The sequence below is a fragment of the Woronichinia naegeliana WA131 genome (assembly GCA_025370055.1).
Taxonomy (GTDB): Bacteria; Cyanobacteriota; Cyanobacteriia; order Cyanobacteriales; family Microcystaceae; genus Woronichinia; species Woronichinia naegeliana.
This window is the reverse complement of the sequence record CP073041.1, coordinates 5,933,600-5,959,526: the sequence shown is the minus strand read 5'-3', so window position 1 is coordinate 5,959,526 and position 25,927 is coordinate 5,933,600. Positions and strand designations below refer to the sequence as shown.

The 25,927-nt window shown below is 43.3% G+C and carries 28 protein-coding genes and 1 pseudogene; 4 read left to right on the top strand and 25 right to left on the bottom strand.

The window, feature by feature from the left end; all coding sequences use genetic code 11:
• Position 1: 1 nt before the first annotated feature.
• The 3 genes from KA717_30315 to KA717_30305 all read left to right on the top strand — a co-directional run bounded on the left by KA717_30315 (position 2) and on the right by KA717_30305 (position 3,635).
• On the top strand, positions 2-2,038 hold the full coding sequence (locus tag KA717_30315; protein ID UXE59946.1) for a protein kinase: 2,037 nt from the start codon (positions 2-4) through the stop codon (positions 2,036-2,038).
• A gap of 110 nt (positions 2,039-2,148) precedes the next feature.
• Entirely contained in the window at positions 2,149-3,144 is a 996-nt protein-coding gene (locus tag KA717_30310; GenBank protein UXE59945.1) for an alpha-ketoacid dehydrogenase subunit beta, read from the top strand.
• 143 nt (positions 3,145-3,287) lie between these two features.
• The gene (locus KA717_30305) at positions 3,288-3,635 is read left to right on the top strand and encodes a Uma2 family endonuclease (GenBank protein ID UXE59944.1); all 348 of its coding nucleotides are present in this window, start codon (positions 3,288-3,290) and stop codon (positions 3,633-3,635) included.
• Between the two features lie 302 nt (positions 3,636-3,937).
• On the opposite strand, the gene KA717_30300 is transcribed toward KA717_30305, so the two are convergent.
• Positions 3,938-4,981, bottom strand: coding sequence for an IS630 family transposase (locus KA717_30300; GenBank protein UXE59943.1), 1,044 nt, complete (start codon positions 4,979-4,981; stop codon positions 3,938-3,940).
• Positions 4,982-5,568: 587 nt separating this feature from the next.
• Here KA717_30300 and KA717_30295 point away from each other — a divergent pair.
• Positions 5,569-5,835: pseudogene (locus KA717_30295) on the top strand (ISAs1 family transposase).
• Positions 5,836-5,944: 109 nt separating this feature from the next.
• Here KA717_30295 and KA717_30290 read toward each other — a convergent pair.
• The 24 genes from KA717_30290 to KA717_30175 form a co-directional block, all read right to left on the bottom strand.
• Positions 5,945-6,166, bottom strand: a complete 222-nt coding sequence (locus tag KA717_30290) for a type II toxin-antitoxin system HicA family toxin (protein ID UXE59942.1) — start codon at positions 6,164-6,166, stop codon at positions 5,945-5,947.
• 2 nt (positions 6,167-6,168) lie between these two features.
• Positions 6,169-6,408 carry a DUF1902 domain-containing protein gene (locus KA717_30285; protein ID UXE59941.1) on the bottom strand — a complete coding sequence of 80 codons (240 nt, stop codon included), beginning with the start codon at positions 6,406-6,408 and terminating at the stop codon, positions 6,169-6,171.
• A 428-nt stretch (positions 6,409-6,836) separates the two neighbouring features.
• Positions 6,837-7,019 (bottom strand): DUF4926 domain-containing protein, encoded by a 183-nt coding sequence (locus tag KA717_30280; protein UXE59940.1) that lies wholly within the window; start codon positions 7,017-7,019, stop codon positions 6,837-6,839.
• Between the two features lie 7 nt (positions 7,020-7,026).
• Complete coding sequence (locus KA717_30275) at positions 7,027-7,368, bottom strand: type II toxin-antitoxin system PemK/MazF family toxin (GenBank protein ID UXE59939.1); 342 nt, start codon at positions 7,366-7,368, stop codon at positions 7,027-7,029.
• Positions 7,346-7,543 carry a hypothetical protein gene (locus tag KA717_30270; protein ID UXE59938.1) on the bottom strand — a complete coding sequence of 66 codons (198 nt, stop codon included), beginning with the start codon at positions 7,541-7,543 and terminating at the stop codon, positions 7,346-7,348. The genes KA717_30275 and KA717_30270 overlap by 23 nt, the downstream gene beginning before the upstream one ends.
• A gap of 240 nt (positions 7,544-7,783) precedes the next feature.
• The gene (locus KA717_30265; GenBank protein ID UXE59937.1) at positions 7,784-7,891 is read right to left on the bottom strand and encodes a type II toxin-antitoxin system HicA family toxin; all 108 of its coding nucleotides are present in this window, start codon (positions 7,889-7,891) and stop codon (positions 7,784-7,786) included.
• Positions 7,888-8,091 carry a type II toxin-antitoxin system HicB family antitoxin gene (locus tag KA717_30260; protein UXE59936.1) on the bottom strand — a complete coding sequence of 68 codons (204 nt, stop codon included), beginning with the start codon at positions 8,089-8,091 and terminating at the stop codon, positions 7,888-7,890. Before KA717_30260 ends, KA717_30265 begins: the two co-directional genes overlap by 4 nt.
• Before the next feature lie 199 nt (positions 8,092-8,290).
• Complete coding sequence (locus tag KA717_30255; protein ID UXE59935.1) at positions 8,291-8,629, bottom strand: XisI protein; 339 nt, start codon at positions 8,627-8,629, stop codon at positions 8,291-8,293.
• 141 nt (positions 8,630-8,770) lie between these two features.
• Complete coding sequence (locus tag KA717_30250) at positions 8,771-8,974, bottom strand: hypothetical protein (protein UXE59934.1); 204 nt, start codon at positions 8,972-8,974, stop codon at positions 8,771-8,773.
• Complete coding sequence (locus KA717_30245; protein ID UXE59933.1) at positions 8,971-9,186, bottom strand: PIN domain-containing protein; 216 nt, start codon at positions 9,184-9,186, stop codon at positions 8,971-8,973. The genes KA717_30250 and KA717_30245 overlap by 4 nt, the downstream gene beginning before the upstream one ends.
• A gap of 524 nt (positions 9,187-9,710) precedes the next feature.
• Positions 9,711-9,932, bottom strand: a complete 222-nt coding sequence (locus KA717_30240) for a type II toxin-antitoxin system HicA family toxin (protein UXE59932.1) — start codon at positions 9,930-9,932, stop codon at positions 9,711-9,713.
• A 2-nt stretch (positions 9,933-9,934) separates the two neighbouring features.
• Complete coding sequence (locus KA717_30235; GenBank protein ID UXE64818.1) at positions 9,935-10,174, bottom strand: DUF1902 domain-containing protein; 240 nt, start codon at positions 10,172-10,174, stop codon at positions 9,935-9,937.
• Between the two features lie 171 nt (positions 10,175-10,345).
• Positions 10,346-10,732 (bottom strand): type II toxin-antitoxin system VapC family toxin, encoded by a 387-nt coding sequence (locus KA717_30230; protein UXE59931.1) that lies wholly within the window; start codon positions 10,730-10,732, stop codon positions 10,346-10,348.
• Positions 10,729-10,956: a prevent-host-death protein gene (locus KA717_30225; protein UXE59930.1), complete on the bottom strand. Its 228-nt coding sequence runs from the start codon at positions 10,954-10,956 to the stop codon at positions 10,729-10,731. The genes KA717_30230 and KA717_30225 overlap by 4 nt, the downstream gene beginning before the upstream one ends.
• 30 nt (positions 10,957-10,986) lie before the next feature.
• A complete protein-coding gene (locus KA717_30220; GenBank protein UXE59929.1) occupies positions 10,987-13,188 on the bottom strand; it encodes a tetratricopeptide repeat protein in 2,202 nt (733 codons plus the stop codon).
• Positions 13,189-13,242: 54 nt separating this feature from the next.
• Complete coding sequence (locus tag KA717_30215; GenBank protein ID UXE59928.1) at positions 13,243-13,656, bottom strand: hypothetical protein; 414 nt, start codon at positions 13,654-13,656, stop codon at positions 13,243-13,245.
• Positions 13,657-13,831: 175 nt separating this feature from the next.
• Positions 13,832-14,452, bottom strand: a complete 621-nt coding sequence (locus tag KA717_30210; protein ID UXE59927.1) for a DUF3782 domain-containing protein — start codon at positions 14,450-14,452, stop codon at positions 13,832-13,834.
• 27 nt (positions 14,453-14,479) lie between these two features.
• The gene (locus tag KA717_30205) at positions 14,480-14,794 is read right to left on the bottom strand and encodes a tetratricopeptide repeat protein (protein ID UXE59926.1); all 315 of its coding nucleotides are present in this window, start codon (positions 14,792-14,794) and stop codon (positions 14,480-14,482) included.
• Positions 14,778-15,335, bottom strand: coding sequence for a hypothetical protein (locus KA717_30200; protein ID UXE59925.1), 558 nt, complete (start codon positions 15,333-15,335; stop codon positions 14,778-14,780). The genes KA717_30205 and KA717_30200 overlap by 17 nt, the downstream gene beginning before the upstream one ends.
• An 83-nt stretch (positions 15,336-15,418) precedes the next feature.
• Entirely contained in the window at positions 15,419-16,162 is a 744-nt protein-coding gene (locus KA717_30195) for a hypothetical protein (GenBank protein UXE59924.1), read from the bottom strand.
• A gap of 161 nt (positions 16,163-16,323) precedes the next feature.
• Positions 16,324-18,375 (bottom strand): FAD-dependent oxidoreductase, encoded by a 2,052-nt coding sequence (locus KA717_30190; protein ID UXE59923.1) that lies wholly within the window; start codon positions 18,373-18,375, stop codon positions 16,324-16,326.
• Between the two features lie 56 nt (positions 18,376-18,431).
• Entirely contained in the window at positions 18,432-18,887 is a 456-nt protein-coding gene (locus tag KA717_30185; GenBank protein UXE59922.1) for a hypothetical protein, read from the bottom strand.
• A gap of 163 nt (positions 18,888-19,050) precedes the next feature.
• Positions 19,051-20,271, bottom strand: coding sequence for a phosphoglycerate kinase (locus tag KA717_30180; GenBank protein ID UXE64817.1), 1,221 nt, complete (start codon positions 20,269-20,271; stop codon positions 19,051-19,053).
• A gap of 149 nt (positions 20,272-20,420) precedes the next feature.
• Positions 20,421-25,751: a hypothetical protein gene (locus tag KA717_30175; protein ID UXE59921.1), complete on the bottom strand. Its 5,331-nt coding sequence runs from the start codon at positions 25,749-25,751 to the stop codon at positions 20,421-20,423.
• Positions 25,752-25,927: the final 176 nt, after the last annotated feature.

The following is a 25,927-nucleotide window of genomic DNA, read 5'->3' as shown; positions in this document are numbered from 1 at the left end:
GATGAACCAGTCAATCAAACCCGGTAAACTCATCAATGATCGCTATCTGATTCAACTTACTTTAGGACAGGGACGCTTTAGCCGTACTCACTTAGCTGATGATACTCATCGTTTCCATGAACCTTGCATTATCAAGGAATTTTCTCCTCAGATTCAAGATCCGGTTGTTCGTCAAACCACGGCCCAACTATTTCAACGTCAGGCTGAAATCCTCTACCGGATTTATCATTCCCAAATTGCTAACTTTCGGGAGTTTTTTCGGGTTCAACAAGGAGACCAGATACGGCTTTTTTTAGTACAAGACTATATTGAAGGCGAAACCTATCAGAACTTACTAAGTTTACGGCGGAGTCAGGGGCGTACCTTTTCTGAAGCGGAAGTCCTAGAACTGTTGCAAAATCTATTGCCGATTGTCGAGTATCTCCACCAGGAGGGAATTGTCCATCGGGATATTTGCCCAGAGAATATTATCTGCCGTGAATTGGATCACTTACCGGTTCTCATCGACTTTGGTAGTGTTAAGCCGATTGTTGCTAAACCAGAGATTAAAGCCGCTTCTGGACAACCTAGTACTTCCTGGGTATTAAGCCAGTTCGGTAAAATGAACTATTCTACTCAGGAGCAACCGGAAGAAATTGTCACACCAGAGCGAGACTTTTACAGTTTGGCAATCACTATCTTGGTACTTCTGACTGGCAAGGATTTTACCGCTAACCGTGACCAGGCAAATGATTGGGAAAAAATTCTCTCCGAACTTTCCCTCCGTCCAAGGTTTCATCAAACCCTTGCAAGGATGTTGGCTATGCCCCCGATATTGTCCCCTTTGTCGGCCAAAGAGCTAATTTCCTTACTTCAAACAACGCCTATATCTCTTTCAAATGGGGTCGATAGTACAGCTAAAGCGAATTCGTCTGTTTCAGAGAGTCTCTCGCCGACGATTTCCCCGGAATCTACTATGCCACCGACGGCATCAATCTCCGGCCGTTTACCGATCAAGGAACCAGAGACCAATACATCGCCATCCTCCCGTTCCCGGCTTACTCAACCGATCTCGACCGAATTATCTGCGCTTGAAAAGTCTCCTGTTTTAGGTTGTTTTGGGAAAATAGTATTATTGCTGGTGCTGATTGTGGCTTCTGGTGGCATTGGCTGGTTTGCGGGCAAATTATGGCTTTCCCAGGTATTTCAGTCCCTAACAAACCCAACTGTTCAACCGTCCTTAGATGTACCCTTATCTCCTGCTACGCCCGTTGAGCCGAGTCCATCGAGTTCATCCAGTGCGATCGCTTCTGGTGTCAATAGTGATTTGAATAGTGATTTAGAAATTAAAAATACGATTCGGAGTCGTCGTCTCAAGTTAGGGATTGATCGTCAGTTTTTCCAATCACTGGTGGATGAACGGTTACAAGAAACAAATCCTAATCTGTCTATTAATGATAACCAGGAAAAAATGGCTTGGAATCAGATGGCCCAGCAACTTTTGGATCAGCTAGAAAAGCTCGATCCCACTGCCCTATCTTCCTTGGGGAAATATACCCCTGAACAAAGGGAAACTTGGAAACCCAGGGTTAATCAGTTGCACCTGAGCAGTCGCACCCTGATGGATTTGGTGAATGTTCAATTTTTGGCGGCTTTTCCCGATCAGGAAAATCAAGATGTGTTGAATAAACCCCTGGGTCAGGTTTGGAGTGCGATCGCCGTCAATCAGCTTAAAAGTCTAGAATCAGGACAAAATTACGAATTATTAACCCTAAATACCAATGAAACACCACTTCAGGTGAGTGGTCATCTAGAGGTAGGGGGCGGAAAAGCCTATGCTCTCCCGATTCCAGAGGGGAAATTTATGGAAGTTAAATTAGATGCTCCCAATGATGCCTTGATCTCGGTTTACTCCCCCACCGGCAAAGAGGTGATTTTAGAAAATTCTCGCCTTCATCAATGGTCTGGACTGCTTTCCGAGTCTGGCCACTATGAATTTGTGGTGATGTCAAAAGGGAAACAGCCCCTGGACTATCAGTTAAATATTCGGGTTTGGTAAAGCGGTTTCTCGTCAACACACCTCCACAAAGCCCTATAATGTATCGAAATATCGTCGCAATGAGCATTTCGCTCTGACGGTTGGTGAGATTCTGAAGACTGACAGAAACTATGGCAGAAACCCTCTTATTTAGCGCGTTACGACAGGCGATCGACGAAGAAATGGGACGGGACGAAACCGTTCTTGTTTTGGGCGAAGATGTCGGTCACTACGGTGGTTCCTATAAAGTAACCAAAGATCTCTTTCAGAAATATGGAGAATGGCGAGTTCTAGATACGCCGATCGCCGAGAACAGCTTTACAGGGATGGCTGTTGGGGCTGCCATGACAGGATTACGTCCCATCATCGAAGGCATGAATATGGGCTTTTTGCTGTTAGCCTTTAACCAAATTGCCAACAATGCAGGAATGTTACGCTATACCTCTGGTGGTAACTTTAAAATTCCGATGGTGATTCGGGGGCCCGGTGGCGTTGGTCGTCAGTTAGGCGCAGAACATTCCCAACGACTTGAGGCCTATTTCCACGCAGTTCCGGGTCTGAAAATTGTCGCCTGTTCCACTCCCTACAATGCCAAGGGCTTATTAAAAGCAGCTATTCGGGATGATAACCCTGTCCTGTTTTTTGAGCATGTTCTGCTCTATAACTTAAAAGAAAATCTACCCGATCACGAATATATTGTGCCTCTAGATAAGGCTGAAATTGTTCGCCCTGGTAAAGATGTCACCATTCTGACCTATTCACGGATGCGTCACCATTGTTTACAGGCATTAAAACAACTGGAAAAAGACGGTTATGATCCTGAAATCATTGATTTAATTTCCCTCAAACCCTTTGATTTAGAAGCGATCGGTAATTCTATTCGCAAAACCCATCGGGTAATTATTGTCGAAGAATGTATGAAAACGGGAGGCATTGCAGCGGAATTAATTGCCGTTATTAACGATCAATTTTTTGATGAATTGGATGGCCCTGTCATTCGTCTTTCTTCCCAGGACATTCCCACTCCCTATAATGGGATGTTGGAACGCTTAACCATTGTACAGCCTCCTCAAATTGTAGAGGCAGTCAAGCAAATTGTTGGTTTCGGGACATGTGTCAATGGGTGATGATTGAATAGTTTGGGAAGCGGTAATCAGGGTAAGATTATTTAACGGTACGTAGGTTATGGATAGATTAGTTAATGGTTAAAACTAGCGTTTTTTAAGCTCATGCTATCCTAACAAATACGGTTAGTCGAAGGAGTCTAGCAATGATCACCACCCTACCTTTAGTTATTTCAGACATTGACTACCCTGATAGTGACGGTTTGCCGATGGCGGAAAGTGATTTGGCTCGTAATTATTTGGTCTATGGGGTGGAGGCTCTGAATTTTTATTTTCGGGATCAACCCCATATTTATGTTTCGGGCAATTTGTTGATTTATTACGAAAAAGGCAACCCTAAAGCGGTCATTGCTCCTGATGTTTTTGTCATTTTTGGGGTTACAAAAAAGGCAAGAGGCTCTTATAAGGTCTGGGAAGAGGATAATCAAGTTCCTGCTTTTGTGTTAGAAATTACTTCTAAAAGTACCGTGAGTGAAGATCAGGGAACAAAGTGAGGACTCTATGCCTATCTGGGGGTAAGGGAATATTTTCAGTATGATCCTACATCAGATTATCTCAAACCGGCTCTTCAGGGTTATCGTTTAGTCGGTAAGAATTATGAAGCAATTTCTGTTCGTAATACGTCACAAAAAGCTATTTTGTTTTCAGAGGTATTGGGGTTAGAATTGCATCTGGAAAATGGAGAAATGCGTTTTTATAATCCTCGTTCTGGGGAAACTTTATTAACGCCTCTAGAATTAGCCGATCGCGATCGCCTTTCTCAGCAAGCTTTAGAGGAATCAGAAAAGACTATACTTCAAACGTTCATAATCTGAGATTTATCAAAGCGTTGAAATCGTAAGGTGAGCAAAGAATCAAGCTCCTCCTTATATTTTACGTTAGCATCCTCAAGACATCCTGAAATTGCTGCAGAAAACTGCGTAAAATCTTCATAATATTTTGCGTATAAACACTTCTTCTTCACAAACTTCCACAGTCTTTCAATTAAATTCAAGTTAGGAGAATAAGGAGGTAAGTACAGTAACTCTATTCCTAATGACTCTGCCAACTCCTGCACAATTCGGCATTTTTGATAACGAGCATTGTCTAATACTAACGTAATCGGTATTAATAGTCCTAATTCTGCTATCTTTTCTAGGAGTTCACAAACCTGAGTTCCCGTAATATAAGAATCGTTCGTTACCATAACCACTTCATGGGTAATTGCATTTAATGCTCCTAACACATTAAAACGTTTTCTACCTGATGGTGACTTAATAAAAATCCTTTTGAAGCACCATATAAAATTTACAAATGCTCCCATTACAAAGTGAGAGGCATCTACAAAGAAAACTGCCCTTTTTCCTGCTTTTGCCTCTTCTAGCCTTGGTTCTAGCTCTTTTTCTCTATAGCTATCCTGAGCTTCTACATCTGCTTTTGATGCAATTGTTCCCACCTTTAGACACCTCATTCCTATTGACTTTAAAAATTTTCTGACTTGCGTTGGACTTCTTTTTATTCCCGTTAATTCTTCTATTCTTTTTACTGCTTCATTTATTGTTGCTGGTGGATTTGACTCAAAATATGCCTCAATTGTCCCTTGATGCTCTGTTAACTCGCTTTTCGGGCGATTAAATTTTATTTCTTTTAGTTTTTCTATCCCGCCCTCTTGATAATCATGGATATAGCTTGTCACCGTGTTTACTGAAACTCCTGCGAATTGAGCAATTTTTTGATGAGATAATCCCTGACTTTTTAACCATAAAACTTCCATCTTTAGCTGTACTCTAGGATGCGGGTGATTAAACCGACCGTAAGACAACAGTCTTTTGTCTTCTTCCGTAAATTCTAACTTAATCATTTCTCAGCCTCTTGACTACTTTTTCTATTTTTACTATATTATCTCTTATTTTTAAAATTCGCAACTTGTGACCGTGTTCAGTATAGATTAGCAACGGAAGAGGCTCTTTCTATTTCTGAACAACGTAATCGCCGACTCAGGGAAAAGTTAATGGCATTGGGAATTGATCCAGACTCCGTTTAAGGTTCTACTTTCGATAATTTTGCCATTTTCGAGGAAATAAATAGGATTTTGGGGTGATCGCACTACCCTAAACAGGTAGCGTGGTGAGGAATCCTAGCCCTTTTAGGGCGGGGAAGATGTCAACAAATCTCTAATAACCCACATTCCGTACTTGGTAACAAGAATTTTAATTAATACGAACAAGTCTAGATTAGCAGAAGTGCTTCCCCACAAAGGTTTCAGGAATCACAATCTGCTGATCAACAAAAGTACGCCTCTTTATGCAGCACAAAAGCACTGATAAACGCACTACTATAGTCTTTCCTTCTCCGTCTATATCTAGTGTTGTGATGGCTAATGATGCCTGCATATAGCGTGTAAATTTTAAATTATTTATTTTCTTCTAATTGGTACGGAATATGGGTTACATTAGTAGTTTGGTAGAAAATGCTCAAACTTTTGCTCAAAAGATCAGAGGTCATTGGAAAATAGAAAATCAGTTACACTGGGTAAAAGACGTAATCTTTAAGGAAGATACTCTTCCTTTAACTGACTTTCAAGCTATTAGTAATTTGTCAATTCTCCAAACTATAGCTCTTAATCTTTTCAGAGGATTAGGCTTTTTATCCATTACAAAGGGGCAAAGATGGCTTGACAACAGGTGGTTCAGGCTTTGTGATTTGTTAGAATGAAACAGCCCTACCCAAAATTGGGGGGCTGGGGGGGCAAAATGAGGTTTGCGAATAGATGTGTGTACACAGTAGGTTCTTGGGAGAGAGTGAGAGCTACTGGCAGATGGCCTTACAGATTAAGGAATTCATCAATGCTAACTTGGCATTGTTTGAGAATATTATGAAGAGTCCCTTCTCGGATTTCTTTATGATGAGGGATAGTGGTTTTTAAGCGCGTTTGAGGATTAAACCAAATTTCATGATCGCCTTTACCTGTTCGATAAAACTCAAAGCCTATTTTCTTCAGTTTGCGGATTACTTCTCGGTAAGTAAAACCAGATAGTTTGCCCATTTCTACGATGCCATCAGGGGAATTTGAAAGTGACTTGCGGTCGTCAAGGTGATACAGGGATGTTCAGCTTTTGTTTGATCAAGTTCCAACAGAATAGGAATCAAATCTTTAGCGATTTCGATCACCGCGTCTATGGTATCGGCTTCGGCAACGAGTCCTTGAATGTCGGGACTGGTCGCTACAAAGTAATTTTGATTGTTTGCTTGGCAATATTCGATATTGAGGATAATTTGGTTTTGCATATTGATCAATATTTAAAAATGGATAGGAAAGGTAAATTTTTTTGATGCTAACTATTGTCCCCTAAGTTTTCCTGAATTTTTACTAGGAGTTCTTCGCAGTCTTTAACTAAAGGGATGCCAAGTTCTTGGGAGAGAGTGATCGCGTTTTGGCAATGGGTGAGGGTGAGTTGGGGTTGATTGGTTTGATGGGCGATCGCAGCGAGAACAATTTAGACTGAGACTAATTCAGGTTCACTGATCAGCCGTAGAAGTTTTGAGCGATCGACGGTTTCCATTGCAAAAGTTTGACCGTTTTGATCGGGTGCGACCTCTAGTTGATATTAAATAAGGTTTTTAAAAAGTTTACTGGACATCGATTTTTCAATCAATCGTAACATACGATGTTCTGAAGTATCTACCGGCAAAAGGACTCATTAAACAAGGATTTATCAATTAGAGGTCACACCCTTTTGATCAGTAAAGTCAATCAGAAACGCTTGTTGATCAAAGGACATTAAAACAGTTCCCATTTGTCCACGACGGAGGAGGATGGGTTGATGGGTGGTTTTGTGAGTTGCTGTGATATCTTCGGTTAGGGCAACGAGGTCGTATTCTTGAATGATGTTCATCATAAAACAGTTAATCGATAGAGGAAAAACCTAGCCAGTAATGTAAGGAAACGTCTAAATTCTCAATATCTACGGGGGCTAAGATACCAATTTTTTTGATAATTAGAGATTTTTCTAGGGTATAAATGCCTCTTTTGACTGCGGTTAAAACATTGAGTTTAGCTTGTTGCCATTCTTGAAGAATAAATTCTCCTGGGAGTAGGTTTTGGGTTCGACTGGTCAAGGGAGTAATGAAAATGTCTTGAGAGGGATGAGGAATACTAATAATAATAGCGGGACGGATTTTTGCGTTGGAGAGGTCAGAAAAGGGATAACGGACTAGAATTACATCATTCTTGGAGTAGCTGGGCATAAATGTCATCCTCGGTGTTATCCCAGATTTTTGCTAGGGAATTATGACTGGTATTTTGCCAGAAGTTAGCATCAGGTTCATCAATAATTACTGTTATTTGAGTTCCTTCAGGGAGTTGTTCTTGTGGAGGTAATTCGATTTTGCCATTCTTGACAGTTGCAATGATAGTTTTCATAAACAGTAGGGAGCGATTGAAAAGGGTTTTTAGTTTAAATTAAGGTAGGGGCTTAGTTCCTAAGTCCAATATTTCAGACGATCGCGTTATTCAGTCACTGGTTAATATTTTAGGGTAAGGGAGAGGGCGGCTTGGCAATTATAGTAAGTCTTGTTCGGATAGATTGGCAATTTTCATCAATGATTTGAGAGTACCAAGTTTTAAGTCTTGGTTACGATGGACTGGGATAGATAAAATTTGCTAACTGTCTGGTTTTTGATAAATGTGGTGACTGCCCGATACCCGTTTTAAAAGCCATCCTTGTTGCTCAACAATTTTACAGAGTTTTTTCCCTGAAATGGATTTCATAGGGCAATTTCCACTAGCTGATCGTTGATACTGGGTTGACTGGATTCGTTGGCGACAGCTAACCATCCTTCAATGGCATCTTTTAAATTTTCAGTGACTTCTTCAAGGTTGTCGCCTTCGGTGATGCAACCAGGGAGAGCAGGAACTTCTGCCCAGTAGCCGCCTTCTTCTGCGGGATGGATAATGGCTTTAATTCTCATGGTGTTGTTCACTCAGATTGAGTTGATAGTTTATTGATTATGCCCTAAGTTTTCCTGAATTTTTGCGAGGAGTTCTTCGCCGTCTTTGACGAAAGAAATGCCAAGTTCTTGGGAGAGGGCGATCGCGTATTTAGCTAGTGATATTCTCGATTATTTTGGGGTGATCGCGGTCTTGAGAATTGTCCATCATATTTGAACGTTAAGCTACAGCAAAGCCTGTATAGGGTCTAATTTCAGGGGATTTAAATGCTAAAATGATCTGGTTTTGAGGGATTCCTGCGGCAACCAATTCATCGGCGATACCATCCTCGGTTCCGTCGTGTTGAATCCAAATTTTTTGATCAATAATATCAATATGTAATAGGGTTCCGTAGATTCGATAACCATTTTGCCAACCTGTTTCAACCAATAAATAGCGATCGCGTTTTTGATCTAAGACTAATTCGATTTGAATTTGGCGATCGGTGTCGAGGAAGTCGGCATAATCTTGGAGTATTTTTTCAATAATTTGCCGATATTGAGCAATTAAGGAAGCCATCGTACAATTACCTCCTGGCTAGGATCAAAACTAAATACTGAAAAATATCTTTAGTAGGCATTGGTTTTTTGATGGTTTGGCGATCGCGTTTTTCAGCCAATGATGTTCTCGATGAAGTTGGGACAAAAATAAAAGCGTGTTTTACTCAGTTAAGTTTTTAAACTTTGCTAAAACCTCATTAAGAGTTAAGTCTTCAAAAAATTTTTCTCGTTCTTCTGTATAATTGCCATAGCCCGTCGAAAACTGATTTAAAAAACGGATTGTATTGGCAATACCAACCTCTTTAAAGAGAACTTCTATGGATTGTTGAGTAATTTCGCTGAGGTTTTTAGTTTGGGTAATCATTGGGATAGCTCCGTAATCAGTTCTAGGGGAGAAACAACTTTAGTTTGTTTAGTATCTATTGTTTTAGCGCGTCTCAAAAATCTGTCATCACAGGTGCAGAAATAGTCAGATTTTGCTTCAATTGAGAAGGCTAAATGTAGTGCGTCTAATGTTTTAATACCTACCGTAGAAAACATCTCTGCCCATTGTTCGACCTGAATACTTGTTGACACAAATGGATTTGCTTTCGATAGGATTTCTGCAATATAGTTTTTTCGTAATCGTTCAGGGGGATAGCGCATTTGCCAAAATGATCAAAACCTTTGTATAGCAAGGGATAGATGAGATCAATGCAATGGGATGAGCGCGCCCAAGAAGTCTAAAAGGCGATTCGCAACTTGATATAGGACTTTGGCTACTCAGAATTATTGGCAATGAAATCAATTACAACTGCTTGTTCATAGTGATTCCATCCAATTCCATGTAGCTCATTTTCTTGATTACCCCCTGAACGGTTACCCAATGGAAGCTGTAAACTACACATATCAAGATAAATTCTCATAGGAAAAGCTTATCATATTCTCAAAAGTTTTAGGGTAGGGGCTTAGTTTCTAAGTCCAATATTTATGAACTTGGAAATTAAACTTTAATCATTGTCCCCTAAGTTTTCCTGAATTTTTGCGAGGAGTTCTTCGCAGTCTTGAAGGAGGGGAATTTCCAGTTGTTGAGTGAGAATGAGAGTTACTGACAGATAGCCTTACAGATTAAGGAATTCATCAATGCTAACTTGGCATTGTTTGAGAATATTATGAAGAGTCCCTTCTCGGATTTCTTTATGATGAAGGATAGTTGTTTTTAAGCGAGTTTGAGGATTAAACCAAATTTCATGATCGCCTTTACCTGTTCGATAAAATTCAAAGCCTATTTTTCTCAGTTTGCGGATAACTTCTCGGTAAGTAAAGCCAGATAGTTTGCCCATTTCTACGATGCCATAAGGGGAATTTGAAAGTGACTTGCGGGAGTCAAGGTGATACAGGGATGTTCAGCTTTCGTTTGATCAAGTTCCAACAGAATAGGAATCAAATCTTTAGCGATTTCGATCACAGCGTCTATGGTATCGGCTTCGGCAACGAGTCCTTGGATGTCGGGACTGGTCGCTACAAAGTAATTTTGATTGTTTTCTTGGCAATATTCGATATTGAGGATAATTTGGTTTTGCATATTGATCAATATTTAAAAATGGATAGGAAAGGTGAATTTTTTTGATACTAACTATTGTCCCCTAAGTTTTCCTGAATTTTTACTAGGAGTTCTTCGCAGTCTTTAACTAAAGGAATGCCAATTTGATCAACCGCTCTCCTATATTGTTCAACGAGATTATCTCTATTGGGACTACCATAACAGTTTGTTAGTATAGTTTTTAAATAGTGAATCTTTGGTTATTATGATCATATTTTCTACTAAGCTTTGAGCAATAATAAGACGATCAAAGGGATCTTTATGATGAAATGTTAGTGTCTTTAGTTTTTCGAGATGTTCGGGATAAATGGCTAGGATGTCAAAGTTGTTACCATAAATATGATTTTGAACTAATTCGGGAAAAGTGGTTTTTAATTCTAGTCTTTTAAGGCTGGCTTTGATAGATATTTCCCAAAGACTAGCAATGCTTAATTGTTTTTTATGTTGATTGTCTTCAATAATAGAGCGAGCAGTATGACTAAGATTTTCGTCTCCTTCGATAAACCATAAAAACGCATGGGTATCCATCAGGAATTTCATGGCATATAGTCCTCAAAGTTTTCAATCGGATCGTCAAAGTTGTCAAGCATTTTAACGATACCTTTTGCGCTTCCATAGTGAGAATGTTGGGAAGGAAAAGGAAGGGAAATGATCTGAAAGTTTTTACCGTCGTGGTTTTGGATGATGACTTGTTGACCTTCGGCGGCGGCTTTTAGGATTTCAGGAAGTTGGTTTTGGGCTTCGTTTAGGGTTAGTTGTAGCATGGCTTTGTTTATTCAGATTGAATTGATGGTTTATTGATTTTCTCCTAAGTTTTCCTGAATTTTTGCTAGGAGTTCTTCGCAGTCTTTGACTAAAGGAATGCCAAGTTCTTGGGAGAGAGTGAGGGCGTTTTGGCAATGGCTGAGGGCGAGTTCGGGTTGATTGGTTTGATGGGCAATTTGAGCAAGGGCTTTGAAACTATGGGCGGTTAACTGTTTAAAGTTAATCTCTTGGGACATAACTAAGGATTCTTGAATTTTGGGTTCTGCTTCACTGTATTGGTCTAGTTTAATCAACGCCACCCCTATATTATGTAGAGAATGTGCCACCCCTTGCCGATCGCTGATTTCTTCACTCATGTCATGATGTTGCTGGTGATAGGCGATCGCTTTTTCATACTGCCCCAAGCAATAATAACAATTGCCTAAATTCCCTAGAGACCTTGCCACCCCTTGCCGATAGCCCATTTCTTCACTGATGTCGTGATTTTGCTGGTCGTGGGCGATCGCTTTTTTATACTGCCCCAAATAATAATAACAATTGCCTAAATTCCCTAGAGAAATTGCCACCCCTTGCCGATAGCCCATTTCTTCACTGATGTCGTGATTTTGCTGGTAGTGGGCGATCGCTTTTTTATACTGCCCCAAATAATAATAACAATTGCCTAAATTGCCTAGAGAATTTGCCACCCCTTGCCGATTACCGATTTCTTCACTGATGTCGTGATTTTGCTGGAGAAGGGCAATCGCTTCTTCATACTGCCCCAAGGAAACATAACAATTGCCTAAATTGCCTAGAGACTTTGCCACCCCTTGCTGATCGCCGATTTCTTCACTGATGTCGTGATATTGCTGGTAGAGGACGATCGCTTTTTCATACTGCCCCAAAGAAAAATAACAGATACCCAGACGGTTTAACGAGTTGCGATGACAATCTTGTTCCTGTTGACTCCCTGCGTTTGCCGTAGGCGCGCTTCCAGCGACCACCTGCTCATATAACTGTGCTTGCTGACGATAAAAACCTTGTAAATCCAAAAACTCATCAACGGATTTATTTTTCCCTTCTCCCCCCCGCTCCTCATCCAAAATATCATAGGCTAACTGCCATTCTCCCAATTCCCCCGCATGGTAAAACGCCTCTAAATAGGCCGTCAAATCTTCCAACGATTCCCAAGGTGGCGCAGGTAAATGGGCCAAAAAATAATCTAATGCAGCCTGATGCGCCGATCGCAACACCTCAGAACCCGCTTGCTGTTGCACCAACATCTGAATTAAAGGCAAAAACTGAAACCGTCGCCGTTTTCCCTCTTTGGGTTCGGGGGGAAACTCCTGCAACAACGACAAACGGGCTAAATACCGTAACTCTGCATCCGTTACCTCTGCTGTTAACCCCTGAGCTAACCCCAGATCAAAAATCCCTCGCAATACCGATAACCGCTTTAAACTATCCCCTAACCTTGCCGATAATCGCGCCAAACTCGCCGCTACCACTTCTCTGACACAGGTTTCCGTATCACGGTGATAACCCTCCACCGTAAACAAATCTAAGCCCAAATTTTCCGCCTCTGTCACACAAACCCCTTCCCCCAACTCCTCCCGCATCCAACTCGATACCAGTTGCATCAAGAGGGGATGCCGTCCCATCTGATTGACAAAATGGGCTAATTCTTTCTCCGTTCCCGTTAAACCATAGTCTTCCGTCACCAAACGAATCGCATCGGCTTCTGCTAACCCTTTTAAGGGCAACCAATAACAACGCGGTTGCAAATTGCGGGCCAACGTTGGCTGTTCCCGACTGGTGAGCAATAGCTTACTGTTACTCCCATTCCCTAACCATTGACTCAAAAATTGACCATAAACCGACTTCCCTTCTGCTGGTATTACCGTTTCCATATTGTCCAACACCAACAAATAAGGCTCGGCGATCAACCCTGCGATGATCTGCCCAATTAACGTCTCATCGTCCCATTTTTCATCATAATCTCGTCCTAACTGCTCCAATAACCATCGCCCAAATTGCGCCAAGGGATAAGGCTGGATAAAACTCACCCACAACACCCGCCAATTAGGGGTTAACTGCTGTGTGAACTTTACCGCTAAAGCTGATTTACCATAGCCTCCTGCGGCGGTCATCCCGATTAAGCGTACTTTCTCATTGCTGAGGGCGGTTTGTAGTTCCTTGATTTCATCCTGTCGTCCCTGCCATTTATCCACAGGCGTGGGTGTCGTAATCATGGTTGCTGATTGCGTTGGGGCTAACTTTGTCTGTTCCTCACCAGACGAATACAGTCAAAAAGTTCCACCAATGATTGTATTGCCTTGAAAAACATTCTTGATTTCATCGGCTAACTTCTGAGAATTAATAACGGTTGTCTGTTGCGTCTGAGATTTAATTGAATTCACAAGTTCTTTTAGCAAAGGTTCCGTTTCTACCATTGCGACTAATTCCTGCATCCTTTGAGCTACTTCAGGATTGGCCTTTGCTGCGGCTTCAGTTTCTAATACCGCTTTTCCATAATCCAAGGGCTGTTCAGGAGCTTTTTCAATCGCTGTGACCGTATCGGGTGATTCGTTTCTCAAGGAATTCAAAAAATTACCTGTTTGTTGCCAAAGGGTTTCAGCTACTTTTTCACCCGTTTTTTCCAGGGCTTTAGTTGCTACTACTGAACCAATGGCGATCGCGGCGGTTGTGAAAGGTTCCATCGTCTTAATCAGGGGATTTTATAAGATTTTCTAATTCTAATACATCCATGTCGAAATAACCAGCGATCGCCGTTTTCAATGGATAATGGACAATTGACAATGGATAATTATCAACTATTCATTATCAACTATCAATTAATCGGCGATCACTAAATTTTTATATTTCTGTTGTTGATTAGGCAAAACCCACTGGCTGAAACAGATCATCATTAGCAATTTTAACCGTTTCTCCCGATTGCTTAATCACAAATAATCCCTGCCGATAGGCATAGGCATCTATCCCCTGGTCAATTTCAATTCCTGCCACCGCACCATAAACCTGAAACTCTCGAAATTGGGGAAAGGCAACTTTAAATCGCTGTAATCGGGTTAAAAAGTCATTGACATCATCTTTTGATAGTCGGGATTTACATTCCACTGCTACCAACTCGCTCCCATTCACCGCCACAATATCAATTTCCATAGCCGCCCCAGGAAGCTGACTTTTCAGGCGACTCATCGTTTGGGTTACATCAATCCCCCGTTCCAGAAATAACCTTACTACCGCAGGCTCCACCATTTCTTCTATAAAATGACACAAAGGAGTTGTAAGGTTATTAACTGCTTTCGTGGTTTCTTGTACCTGTTTCTTTAATTCTTCCATAGTGCGATTCGCTTCCTCGCGACGTTCAGCTTCGGCACTACGGCGATCGGCTTCAGCATTGCGACGTTCAGCTTCTTTTTGAGACTCGGCAAATTGAGCTTCAGTTTTCTCAAATAGCTTATAAATATCGGCGATCAATACGGTGTCTGACATAAAGAGATTTTTAAAATTTGGGAAAGTCTAGTCCCATTCTAGCGACTTGGCTGAACAGAAAGCCTCTACCCTCCCATCAGCACGGCTCTCCCACAAAAAATAAAGAGGCGATCGCATTTTATGGGAATGAAATTGGAAGTGGCGATCGCATTTTAGATCTCTTGTTAAAAAGAGGGCGATCGCTTTTTCATACTGCCCCAAGTTTCTATAACAAATGCCTAAATTCCCTAGAGAACTTGCTACCCCTTGTCGATTGCCGATTTCCTCACTGATGTCGTGATGTTGCTGGTGATAGGCGATCGCTTTTTCATACTGCCCCAAGGATTTATAACAAAGTGCCACAAGGTTTAACGAGTCGCGCCGATCGCAACACCTCAGAATCCGCTTGCTGTTGCACAAACATCTGAATTAAGGGCAAAAACTGAAACCGTCGCCGTTTTCCCTCTTTGGGTTCGGGCGGAAACTCCTGCAACAACGACAAACGGGCTAAATACCGTAAATCTGCCTCTGTTACCTCTGCTGTTAACCCCTGAGCTAACCCTAGATCAAAAATCCCTCGCAATACCGATAAACGCTTTAAAATATCCCCTAACCGTGCCGATAATCGCGCCAAACTGGCCGTCACCACTTCTTTGACACAGGTTTCCGTATCATGGTGATAACCCTCCACCGTAAACAAATCTAAGCCCAAATTTTCCGCCTCTGTCACGCAAACCCCTTCCCCCAACTCCTCCCGCATCCAACTCGATACCAGTTGCATTAAGAGGGGATGCCGTCCCATCTGGTTGACAAAATGGGCTAATTCTTCCTTTTTTCCCGTTAATCCATAGTCTTCCGTCACCAAACGAATTGCATCGGCTTCTGCTAACCCTTTTAAGGGCAACCAATAACAACGCGATCGCCTATACACCGATTCTGATCCCTTAATAAAGCTCTTTAAATCAGAAAAAGCAAGAGAAAAAATGCTTATTTTGTGTCGGTATTTCCAAATTTGCGTTTTGCCCAAACACCACATCCAAAGAGAAGAGTACTTCCAACAATAGGTAGAGCATCGGTTTCCCAAGGAACAGCTTGAGCAAAGGTAAAATCATCAGCGACCCAGTTTCCTGACGATGAACCAATCTCAATGCGGTTAATTCGATAGCCCGTAATTCCAGACAAAGCCAAAAAGTTGCTAGTATCCATTCGCACCATAGGATCAGGTAGTCCATTACCAATGGATTGATTTGGAGAAGGTAGATTCCCTGTATAAGGAAAGGTATCTGGTAACGAGATCGCAACCGAGCCAAGATCTCCGTTTACCCCAAAAGCTGTAACAGTAACATCACTGGCCCCACCACCATAGCCGTAATATTCATTTCGACCAAACCACGCTTCTGTTAACACCAGAGAAGTCGTCAGAACTACGCCATCGTTAGGTGTATTGGCATTATTTAGAAAAAAGTGGCCAGAATGTGGCAAACCAAAAGCAGGATTCGGAGCGGCTCCCCCAACTCGATAGTCATCGCCAGTTACTCTAAACTGATTTGCATTGAACGTAACGCCTTGAAACGTATTACTTCCACCATTAGAGTCTTCAAAAGACAGACTTTGATTCGTTGCCCCTTGCGTGGGTAGATTATCAAAATCAAGGGTAATACCAACTACCTTAGATGTAGATAAACTGATGCCAGTTATCACGGTAAGAATATAGAGTAATTGTTTATTCATGATATTTTTCTAAAGTCTAAATCTAGTTACTAAAGCCAGCCTAGCACATCTTTTCTGGATTCTTAAAACTGACGGATAGGAAGCTCCATAGATAGTAGGCAAAAACAATAGTACGGAATTCCCTGTTGACGATAGCTTTAGCTTTTACTCAGATTCTATGCTTACTTCCAATCATCCCAGGTGTTATTAAAAATAGAAGTATCAGGAAAAGCGATGGGATTGTCATTATCGTTTAATAATAATTGTAATTCTTGTAATTTTTTCTGCTGTACCAAGGGTTCCTGCACTAATTGAAAGGGCATAATTTTTTGATCCAAGGCAAAGGCCGCTACTGTTCCCGCCGCCGCTCCCGATGACCACTCGTAGGAATGCACCCGATAGGCCGCTGAAGCAATATGACTGACAGCGATCGCCTTTCCGGCCACGAGCAAATTATCAATTCTCTGAGGAATCATAGCCCGCAAAGGAATTTGGAAGGGGTAAGCCTGGGCCGCACCTTGACGCTCTCCTTCTTTTTCCGTATTACCGGGAGCTTCAGGAGGAGAAAGGGTCATACAGGGATGAAAGTCGATCGCATAATGACCAATCCCAACCGAATCAGCATAGATAGTCGAACGTTTACGGCGTTCCACCGCATCGGGAGAAAGTTTACCGCTTAACACATCTAAGCCTTCCAAACCGGACAAGGTTGCTTGCAATTGGCGATAGGTATCAGGCGACAAATTTTGACGATAATAATCCTCTTGATAATTGCGACGGGAAATATCAATTTCTGATACCGTAAAACCATCGGGATAGTAAAAAGAAGGACGGCCAATAATGCGACGCGCTTCACGAATATAGGGATATTTAGATAGCCCATGCTCGGTTCCCATCGGAGAATCTAAGCCGGTTAAAAAACGATTATTGGGATCGGGTTTTTTAACCCCATCTCCTAACTGTGAATCCGTTGTACCAGCCACAAACCAATAATAAAAACCGAGGGAATGTTCTTCTCCCTTTTTCAGGGCATCAGTGCGTAAGCCACCTAACCAACCATTAGGAGCCAATTGTCCTGTGGCGGCTAATTGATCACGGGTGTAGATAAAATTATCTTTTTCTGTCCCTGGACGATAATCATTGCCCCAAGTCCAATTTTGCATAGAAATATTGCCTGGGCTGGGCTGATGATAACTAATGCCATTGTATTTTAGGACTTCTCCCTGCTCTGGACTCCAAATTTGACGATAGGTAAAAAGCAAATCGGGATTGGTAAAACGGGGCTTTTCGTAACTATAGTAGGGGGCATATTGAGGATAGAAAGACGGCATGGTTTGGGGTTGAGGATCAACCGTTTTTTCCATGGCAAAGGGATAGGTAAAACCTTGGGTACAGTAGGGATCGGCCTTTGGGCTTGAAGCAGAAGGTTCTAAATAGGATTGGGGGTCAATGCCTAATCGGTACGGCACATCAGCTAAAGCGATCAATTCCCCGGTTTCTGTGGCTTCAATTACATACCAAGGAGCCGGTTCACCTTTCAAGGCTGATTTAGGCACCAAACGAATCAGGGTCTTGCTAAACTGGGCAGAATCTTCGTAACGATAACTGTCTTCAATGGTCTGGGAAAGCGGGGCTGTATTAAGCGGTGCTGCGCCCTGGGCTGGTTGATGTTGAATGGCGATCGCGCTTTTAATTTGTTCACCTGAACCGACAGGTTGAATATCTAGAGATTTAATAACGGTATTGGGAAACCAACGAAGTTTACCTTGTCCTCGTTTTTCCGCTTTTTTCAGTTCTGCCATCAGCACATCGTGGCCGTCCTTCGGTAAAAAACAAGATTCGCTGACCCAACAATCTCCAGGGTTACGGGTATCATAAACCTGCTGAATCCGCTTCCGAAATTCTAAATAACCTCTAGGGTAAAAGAGTTTTTGAGCTTGAGTTGGCCGTTCATCCAGGGCGGAAGTTCCCTGGGAAGAAATTTGTCCACCGACCCAATCGGTAATATCTGTTAAACAAACACTTTTTCCGGCCAGTAATCCCTCATAGGCCGCTGCCGATCCAGCCAATCCAGCCCCAACAATTAAAATCCCACATTCTACCGTTTTATCAATGGGACGAGGGGGAGCCGCGAGCAGAGGAGCAGAAGGAAAGAGGAGACTGGGAGGGAAGAGGAGACTGAGAGAAATGGCTCTTAGCACTGCCCAGGTTTTCTTTGTTAAGGTTTGGCCCATAGCCTCATCTCCAAATGAACTAATATATTACTGTTTGTTTGACACTGATCTGAAATTTAGTAGAAATAAATAGCCCCAGTTTTCTGGAGATTAATGGTGCGATGACCCATAAAACCCTTTTCTGCTCTTTTTACCGTTACTGTCACTAGATTGTCAGCTTCATTAACTGATACTGTAAATTGCAGGGCAAAGGGATTATCCGGATCAATAGTCTCGGCGGGATAAACCATAATGTAAGCGGAGAGTCCGATATCTTTTAAGACAATATCCTGGCCGCTCTCTAGATCTCTCGGCGTATCAGTATCTAAACTAGTCAGATCATAGTTCAGTTTGATACCGCTTTCGTTAACCATTTTCAGACTAACGTTTTCCTTGGGGTTAAAGCGAGCGACGGGTTGCCAAAAGCCAGGTTGATAGGTTTGGGCGGGTGGAGTCTCTGCCAAGACAGGCGGAATGACGCTAATCCCGATGGTTCCAGTGAGCAAGATAGAGGTAAGGATTCTGAAATTCATAATTGCTGTTAGTTTGGGCAATACTCCCATAGACCAATTAAATAGACTTATTTTAAAACCGAATGTTCACGACCGGCGATCGCGGATAAAAACGACAAAGAGGCTCTACCTCACAAATTTGATAGAACCTCCGATGAATTATCCTTAAAAAATCAGGAAAAAATTAAGCATCATTTAAAGCCGCAATCCCTGGTAAGACTTTACCTTCGAGCAACTCTAGACTAGCTCCGCCTCCTGTGGAAATATGGCTCATTTTTTCAGCCACACCCACTTTCTCTACTGCCGCAACGGAATCACCCCCACCAATAATAGTCGTTGCACCTTTATCCGTTAAAGCCGCTAAACTATGGGCGATCGCTTCCGTACCCGCCGCAAACTGATCAAACTCAAAAACCCCCATTGGGCCATTCCAGATCACTGTTTGGCAATCCGCCAAGGCCGCTTGGAACCACTTGATGGAATCAGGGCCAATATCTAAGCCCATCCAACCATTGGGAATAGCATAAATGCTAACCGTTTTGGCATTAGCATCAGGAGCAAAATTATCCGCTACCACCACATCAGTCGGTAACTGGAACTCTACCCCTTTTGCTTGAGCTTTGGCCATGAGAGATTTAGCCAAATCCAATTTGTCTTCCTCCACTAGGGACTTACCGACACTTAACCCTTGAGCTTTATAGAAAGTGAAGATCATACCGCCACCAAGGATCAGCTTGTCGCACTTTTTTAGCAGGGCTTCAATCACCCCAATTTTGCTCGAAACCTTAGAACCACCCACGATCGCTACCAAGGGACGTTTAGGTTCTTTGATCGCACCCTGTAAAAATTGCAATTCTTTTTCGATCAGATAACCAGCAACCGAGGGGTTAAGAAAATGAGTCACACCTTCGGTAGAAGCATGGGCGCGGTGGGCTGTGCCAAAAGCATCGTTCACATATAAATCCGCATTGGCCGCTAACTGTTTGGCAAATTCGGGATCATTGGCTTCTTCACCTGGATGAAAACGGACATTTTCTAACAACAGCACATCTCCCTTTTTAAGACTGGCTACCGTTGCCGCCACTTTAGCCCCAATGCAATCATCGGGTTTGGTCACTGACTTACCTAACAGTTCTGATAATCGAGTCGCGACAGGGGTTAAGCGTAATTTATCCTTAACTCGATCTGCAAAAGTTTCTCCTTTGGGACGGCCAAAATGGCTGGCTAAAATAACCTTCGCACCTTTGGAAATTAAATCTTGAATGGTGGGTAAAGCGGCTCGAATCCGAGTATCGTCGGTAATGCTACCACTGTCATCCAAAGGCACATTAAAATCCACTCGTACAAATACACGTTTTCCTTCAATATCGGCGGCAGTTAAATTCGCGATCGATTTTTTGGCCACGGTCATATCCTCCTATGCTGGTTTTTCTGAAGTCTTAAGTAAAGATTAAATCAGCCAATGCCCATTCCGACAATGAGTAACTTAACGAAAACCATAATGCGATCGCCCTTTCTCAACCAGGAAAAACGCGATCGCCTATTTAACGACATTTAGCTAATAAAAATATCTTCAAAGGTGAGGCCTAACTTCGGACTGAGAGTGGCAAATTGAATAGCTGAAGTAGCACCATTACCATCCACATCAAAGAATAAGGCTCCATTCGTCGCGTTGTAAATGAAACGTTGACTCGCATTAGTAGCGGCTGTACCGATAATAAACTGAGCAGAGGTAATCGTATCTCCCGAAACCAAACCACCTCCAAAAGCAGAACCTTTGATTAACAAATAATCACTGCCGACAGAGAAGTCGGTAATCGTATCAATGCCCTCATTGGTGGCATTAAAGAGAAAAGAATCACCGCCATCACTCCCTGTCAGAGTATCGTTGCCCAGTCCGCCCGATAAAATGTCGCCGAGGTTAGTGCCTAAAATGACATCTTTGCCATTGGTTCCTTTTTGGCGACGGGTTCCGTCATCGTTGATAATGGTGGCGATTTGGGCAGCACTAGTACCGACTGTGTAACCTGTTCCTGTGGCTAGTTGTAGGCTAATGGTTTCGTCGGTTTCAACGCTGGTATCCCCTATCGAGTCCAGGGCAAGGGTGGCCGTAGCGGCTCCTGCGCTGAAGATGATGGTTTTGCCTGTGCCAGGAGTTGCACCTGTATAGTCGGTCGCATCGGCGGTTCCTGTAATCCCATAATTAACGGTAAGGGCGTTGGTCGTTGAGCCAGTACGGGTAAAGGTATAGATGAAGTTACTGGGGCTGTTTTCGCTGATACCGCCATAGTTTAATGCCAAGCTAATGCTGGGGGTGTCATCATCGGTAATGGTTCCGGTGACAGCCGTAGTGGTTCCAATGGTGTAGCCTGTGCCGGTTGCTAAGGTCAGGGCAACGGTGTCATTAGCTTCAATGGTGGTATCGGCAGTGGGATCGATGGTGAGAGTGGCTGTGGCTGAGTTGGCTGCAAAGGCGATGGTTTTGCCTGTCCCAGGGGTCGCGCCAGTATAGTCGGTCGCATCGGCTGTGCCTGTAATTCCGTAATTAACGGTTAGGGTAGAAGTGGTGGGGCCAGTACGGGTGAAGGTATAGACCAGATTGGTTGTGCCATCTTCAGTAACACTAGTTGGGGCAACGGCTAGGGTAATAGAGGGTAGATCATCGTTGGTAATAGTTCCGGTGACTGCCGCAGTGGTTCCAATAACATAACCCGTACCAGTGGCTAGAGTTAAAGCGACGGTTTCGTTACTTTCAATGGTGGTATCGGCTGTGGGATCAATGGTGAGAGTGGCTGTGGCTGAGTTAGCTGCAAAGGTGATGGTTTTTCCAGTACCAGGAGTCGCGCCAGTGTAGTCGGTCGCATCGGCTGTGCCTGTAATTCCGTAATTAACGGTTAGGGTAGAAGTGGTGGAGCCAGTACGGGTGAAGGTATAGACCAGATTGGTTGTGCCATCTTCGGTAACGCTACTTGGGGCTACAGCAAGGGTAATAGAGGGTAAATCATCATTAGTAATGGTTCCTGTTACTGCTGTTGCTGTGCCTACCGTATAACCTGTGCCGGTTGCGAGGGTTAAAGCAACCGTTTCATCGCTTTCGATGGTGGTATCGGTAGTGGGGTCAACGGTTAAAGTGGCTGTGCTTGAACCTGCTGCAAAGGTTATTGTTTTTCCTGTGCCAGGAGTAGCTCCTGTGTAGTCGGTAGCGTCGGCGGTTCCTGTAATGCTGTAGTTAACAGTTAAGGCGTTGGTTGTTGGCCCTGTACGGGTAAAGGTATAGACCAGATTGACAGTTCCGTCTTCTAATACACTGGCTGGTGCTACGGCTAGGGTAATAGAGGGTAGGTCATCATTAGTAATGGTTCCGGTTACTGCTGTTGCTGTGCCTACCGTATAACCTGTACCGGTTGCGAGGGTTAATGCGACCGTTTCATCCGCTTCTATCGTAGTGTCAGCAGTGGGGTCTATGGTTAGGGTGGCTGTGGCTGAACCTGCTGCAAAGGTTATTGTTTTTCCTGTGCCAGGAGTAGCTCCTGTGTAGTCGGTAGCATCGGCGGTTCCTGCAATGCTGTAGTTGACAGTTAAGGCGTTGGTTGTTGGCCCTGTACGGGTAAAGGTATAGACCAGATTTGCTGTTCCGTCTTCAGTAACACTAGCAGGAGCAACGGCTAGGGTAATAGAGGGTAAATCATCATTAGTAATGGTTCCTGTTACTGCTGTTGCTGTGCCTACCGTATAACCTGTGCCGGTTGCGAGGGTTAAAGCAACCGTTTCATCGCTTTCGATGGTGGTATCGGTAGTGGGGTCAACGGTTAAAGTTGCTGTGCTTGAACCTGCTGCAAAGGTTATTGTTTTTCCTGTGCCAGGAGTTGCACCTGTGTAGTCGGTAGCGTCGGCGGTTCCTGCAATGCTGTAGTTGACAGTTAAGGCGTTGGTTGTTGGCCCTGTACGGGTAAAGGTATAGACCAGATTTGCTGTTCCGTCTTCAGTAACACTAGCAGGAGCAACGGCTAGGGTAATAGAGGGTAAATCATCATTAGTAATGGTTCCTGTTACTGCTGTTGCTGTGCCTACCGTATAACCTGTGCCGGTTGCGAGGGTTAAAGCAACCGTTTCATCGCTTTCGATGGTGGTATCGGTAGTGGGGTCAACGGTTAAAGTGGCTGTGCTTGAACCTGCTGCAAAGGTTATTGTTTTTCCTGTGCCAGGAGTAGCTCCTGTGTAGTCGGTAGCGTCGGCGGTTCCTGTAATGCTGTAGTTAACAGTTAAGGCGTTGGTTGTTGGCCCTGTACGGGTAAAGGTATAGACCAGATTGACAGTTCCGTCTTCTAATACACTGGCTGGTGCTACGGCTAGGGTAATAGAGGGTAGGTCATCATTAGTAATGGTTCCGGTTACTGCTGTTGCTGTGCCTACCGTATAACCTGTACCGGTTGCGAGGGTTAATGCGACCGTTTCATCCGCTTCTATCGTAGTGTCAGCAGTGGGGTCTATGGTTAGGGTGGCTGTGGCTGAACCTGCTGCAAAGGTTATTGTTTTTCCTGTGCCAGGAGTAGCTCCTGTGTAGTCGGTAGCATCGGCGGTTCCTGCAATGCTGTAGTTGACAGTTAAGGCGTTGGTTGTTGGCCCTGTACGGGTAAAGGTATAGACCAGATTTGCTGTTCCGTCTTCAGTAACACTAGCAGGAGCAACGGCTAGGGTAATAGAGGGTAAATCATCATTAGTAATGGTTCCTGTTACTGCTGTTGCTGTGCCTACCGTATAACCTGTGCCGGTTGCGAGGGTTAAAGCAACCGTTTCATCGCTTTCGATGGTGGTATCGGTAGTGGGGTCAACGGTTAAAGTTGCTGTGCTTGAACCTGCTGCAAAGGTTATTGTTTTTCCTGTGCCAGGAGTAGCTCCTGTGTAGTCGGTAGCATCGGCGGTTCCTGCAATGCTGTAGTTGACAGTTAAGGCGTTGGTTATTGGCCCTGTACGGGTAAAGGTATAGACCAGATTTGCTGTTCCGTCTTCAGTAACACTAGCAGGAGCAACGGCTAGGGTAATAGAGGGTAGGTCATCATTAGTAATGGTTCCGGTTACTGCTGTTGCTGTGCCGATGGTGTAGTCTGTTCCTGTTGCGAGGGTTAGGGCTACAGTTTCATCGGTTTCTATAACAGTATCGGCTGTGGGGTCAATGGTTAAAGTGGCTGTGCTTGAACCTGCTAAGAAAGTAATGGTTTTTCCTGTGCCAGGAGTAGCGCCTGTGTAGTCGGTAGCATCGGCTGTGCCGGCAATGCTGTAATTAACAGTTAGAGCGTTGGTTGTGGCTCCGGTACGGGTGAAGGTATAGACCAGATTGGTTGTGCCATCTTCAGCTACGCTGCTAGGAGATACAGCCAGAGTAATACTGGGCAAGTCGTCGTTAGTAATAGTTCCTATAATGGGGCTGGTTGTGCCTATGTCATATCCTGTTCCCAAAGCCAACGTAAAGGATATGGTTTCATCGTCTTCGGCAACATTATCAGCAATCGGATCTATCGTTAGGATAGCAGTACTTGACCCTGCCGAAAACGTTATACTGCTGGCAATAGTAGTGTAATCGTTACCATTTGTGGCTGTTCCTTCTATCGCGTAGTTGACGGTGAGGGCATTGGTTGTTCCCCCTGTACGAGTAAAGGTATAGACTAGATTGGTGGTTCCGTCTTCTAAAACGCTAGTGGGCGTTACGGTCAGAGTGATTAATGATGCCGTACCATTAACCACAGAGAATTGATATTTTCCAGGCTGACCAATATTACTAGCTGATTCAAGATCAGCCATTATCTCTGTGCCTGATTGTTCTAACTCAAAATAGTTGCTTCCATTTCCGGCTGAATATCCTGCTCTCGCAAGAACATCACTAGATGCCTGTCCAACTAGCCACTGAATATCTTCATAACGAAATTCAATGCTAAAATCGCCGTTGCCCGTGTCCTTCAAGACAAGTTGAAAGGCATTGGGCGTAGTTCCACTGGGATACTGGCCGACATCATCCCATGTAATAATTACTTGATTATTAATCGGATCGAGATCCCAATAAACCAAGTTAGAACCAGTAGAAGTTCCCCCTGAAGAAGGTGTTAGTGTTCCTGCACGAGTATCTACATCGGAAAAAAAAGGGGCAATAATAGGTTGACCAGTATTACCTGTTATTGCATAGGGTGTATAGGTACTCTGAGGAGAATTAAAGGTAATATTGCCGTTGTTGTTGATGTAAAAACCGTTATAAGTTGTGCCCCAAAAGTTTAATCCGGTCTCAAACACAGAGGTGACATCAATAAAACTTGTGGAACCATCATCATTACGATCTAAGATACTTTCCCCAAATCCAACTGTTCCTCCCAATCCATTGATTAAGGGGGAATTAGGGGTATTTTGCTCGACTAAAATATTTTCTCCCGCGATTGTGATGATTGCGGAATCATCCTCGGCTTTTAATGCCTGTAAAGTTGCCGCATCTAAACTTTGGCCTTGTACCAAAGCCGAAAACAATTCTCCTTCATCTCCTGCTGTATCCGTTCCATTCACCTGAGCATCCACAAAATGCCCAAACTCTTCTAAGATAACTGCTTCCAAAGACTGCTGACTCGCCGTTTCCACAAACGTATCCGACAAAAAAATGGTATTGCTACTGCTGGCATAGGCTCCCCGCGCATTGCCCAAAATTTGATCATCAATCACCTCAATGGTCGGCAACTGACTAAAATTCCCGCTTTGCCACTGAGCACGAAACGACTGAGCCACAGCCAAATTATATTCCGTCCCAAAAACGGTATCAAAACTTGTCCAAAAACTCTCCAGCCCCGCGAAAGCGGTCAACTGCTGATAAACCGTCGTCAAACCTGCCGATAATACAGAACTAACCATAACTAACAACTCTACTCAAAATTTTCAGTCGTACTTTAACCGCAATTCCAAATTCAAACAGTAACATAAGATACAGACTCTATCTCGCTTTTATGCAATCAAGAGAGATTTTGCTGATTTCTAACGTTTTTCGTACTTCCTCCTCGAATCTTAGTCTCTTGGAGAGTCAGCAACCG

Coding starts and splice junctions, on each gene's coding strand:
- KA717_30315 (UXE59946.1), top strand. CDS start 2: ATGAACCAGTCAATCAAACCCGGTAAACTCATCAATGATCGCTATCTG.
- KA717_30310 (UXE59945.1), top strand. CDS start 2,149: ATGGCAGAAACCCTCTTATTTAGCGCGTTACGACAGGCGATCGACGAA.
- KA717_30305 (UXE59944.1), top strand. CDS start 3,288: ATGATCACCACCCTACCTTTAGTTATTTCAGACATTGACTACCCTGAT.
- KA717_30300 (UXE59943.1), bottom strand. CDS start 4,981: ATGATTAAGTTAGAATTTACGGAAGAAGACAAAAGACTGTTGTCTTAC.
- KA717_30290 (UXE59942.1), bottom strand. CDS start 6,166: ATGGGCAAACTATCTGGTTTTACTTACCGAGAAGTAATCCGCAAACTG.
- KA717_30285 (UXE59941.1), bottom strand. CDS start 6,408: ATGCAAAACCAAATTATCCTCAATATCGAATATTGCCAAGCAAACAAT.
- KA717_30280 (UXE59940.1), bottom strand. CDS start 7,019: ATGATGAACATCATTCAAGAATACGACCTCGTTGCCCTAACCGAAGAT.
- KA717_30275 (UXE59939.1), bottom strand. CDS start 7,368: ATGCCCAGCTACTCCAAGAATGATGTAATTCTAGTCCGTTATCCCTTT.
- KA717_30270 (UXE59938.1), bottom strand. CDS start 7,543: ATGAAAACTATCATTGCAACTGTCAAGAATGGCAAAATCGAATTACCT.
- KA717_30265 (UXE59937.1), bottom strand. CDS start 7,891: ATGAAATCCATTTCAGGGAAAAAACTCTGTAAAATTGTTGAGCAACAA.
- KA717_30260 (UXE59936.1), bottom strand. CDS start 8,091: ATGAGAATTAAAGCCATTATCCATCCCGCAGAAGAAGGCGGCTACTGG.
- KA717_30255 (UXE59935.1), bottom strand. CDS start 8,629: ATGGCTTCCTTAATTGCTCAATATCGGCAAATTATTGAAAAAATACTC.
- KA717_30250 (UXE59934.1), bottom strand. CDS start 8,974: ATGATTACCCAAACTAAAAACCTCAGCGAAATTACTCAACAATCCATA.
- KA717_30240 (UXE59932.1), bottom strand. CDS start 9,932: ATGGGCAAACTATCTGGCTTTACTTACCGAGAAGTTATCCGCAAACTG.
- KA717_30235 (UXE64818.1), bottom strand. CDS start 10,174: ATGCAAAACCAAATTATCCTCAATATCGAATATTGCCAAGAAAACAAT.
- KA717_30230 (UXE59931.1), bottom strand. CDS start 10,732: ATGAAATTCCTGATGGATACCCATGCGTTTTTATGGTTTATCGAAGGA.
- KA717_30225 (UXE59930.1), bottom strand. CDS start 10,956: ATGCTACAACTAACCCTAAACGAAGCCCAAAACCAACTTCCTGAAATC.
- KA717_30220 (UXE59929.1), bottom strand. CDS start 13,188: ATGATTACGACACCCACGCCTGTGGATAAATGGCAGGGACGACAGGAT.
- KA717_30215 (UXE59928.1), bottom strand. CDS start 13,656: ATGGAACCTTTCACAACCGCCGCGATCGCCATTGGTTCAGTAGTAGCA.
- KA717_30210 (UXE59927.1), bottom strand. CDS start 14,452: ATGTCAGACACCGTATTGATCGCCGATATTTATAAGCTATTTGAGAAA.
- KA717_30195 (UXE59924.1), bottom strand. CDS start 16,162: ATGAATAAACAATTACTCTATATTCTTACCGTGATAACTGGCATCAGT.
- KA717_30190 (UXE59923.1), bottom strand. CDS start 18,375: ATGGGCCAAACCTTAACAAAGAAAACCTGGGCAGTGCTAAGAGCCATT.
- KA717_30185 (UXE59922.1), bottom strand. CDS start 18,887: ATGAATTTCAGAATCCTTACCTCTATCTTGCTCACTGGAACCATCGGG.
- KA717_30175 (UXE59921.1), bottom strand. CDS start 25,751: ATGGTTAGTTCTGTATTATCGGCAGGTTTGACGACGGTTTATCAGCAG.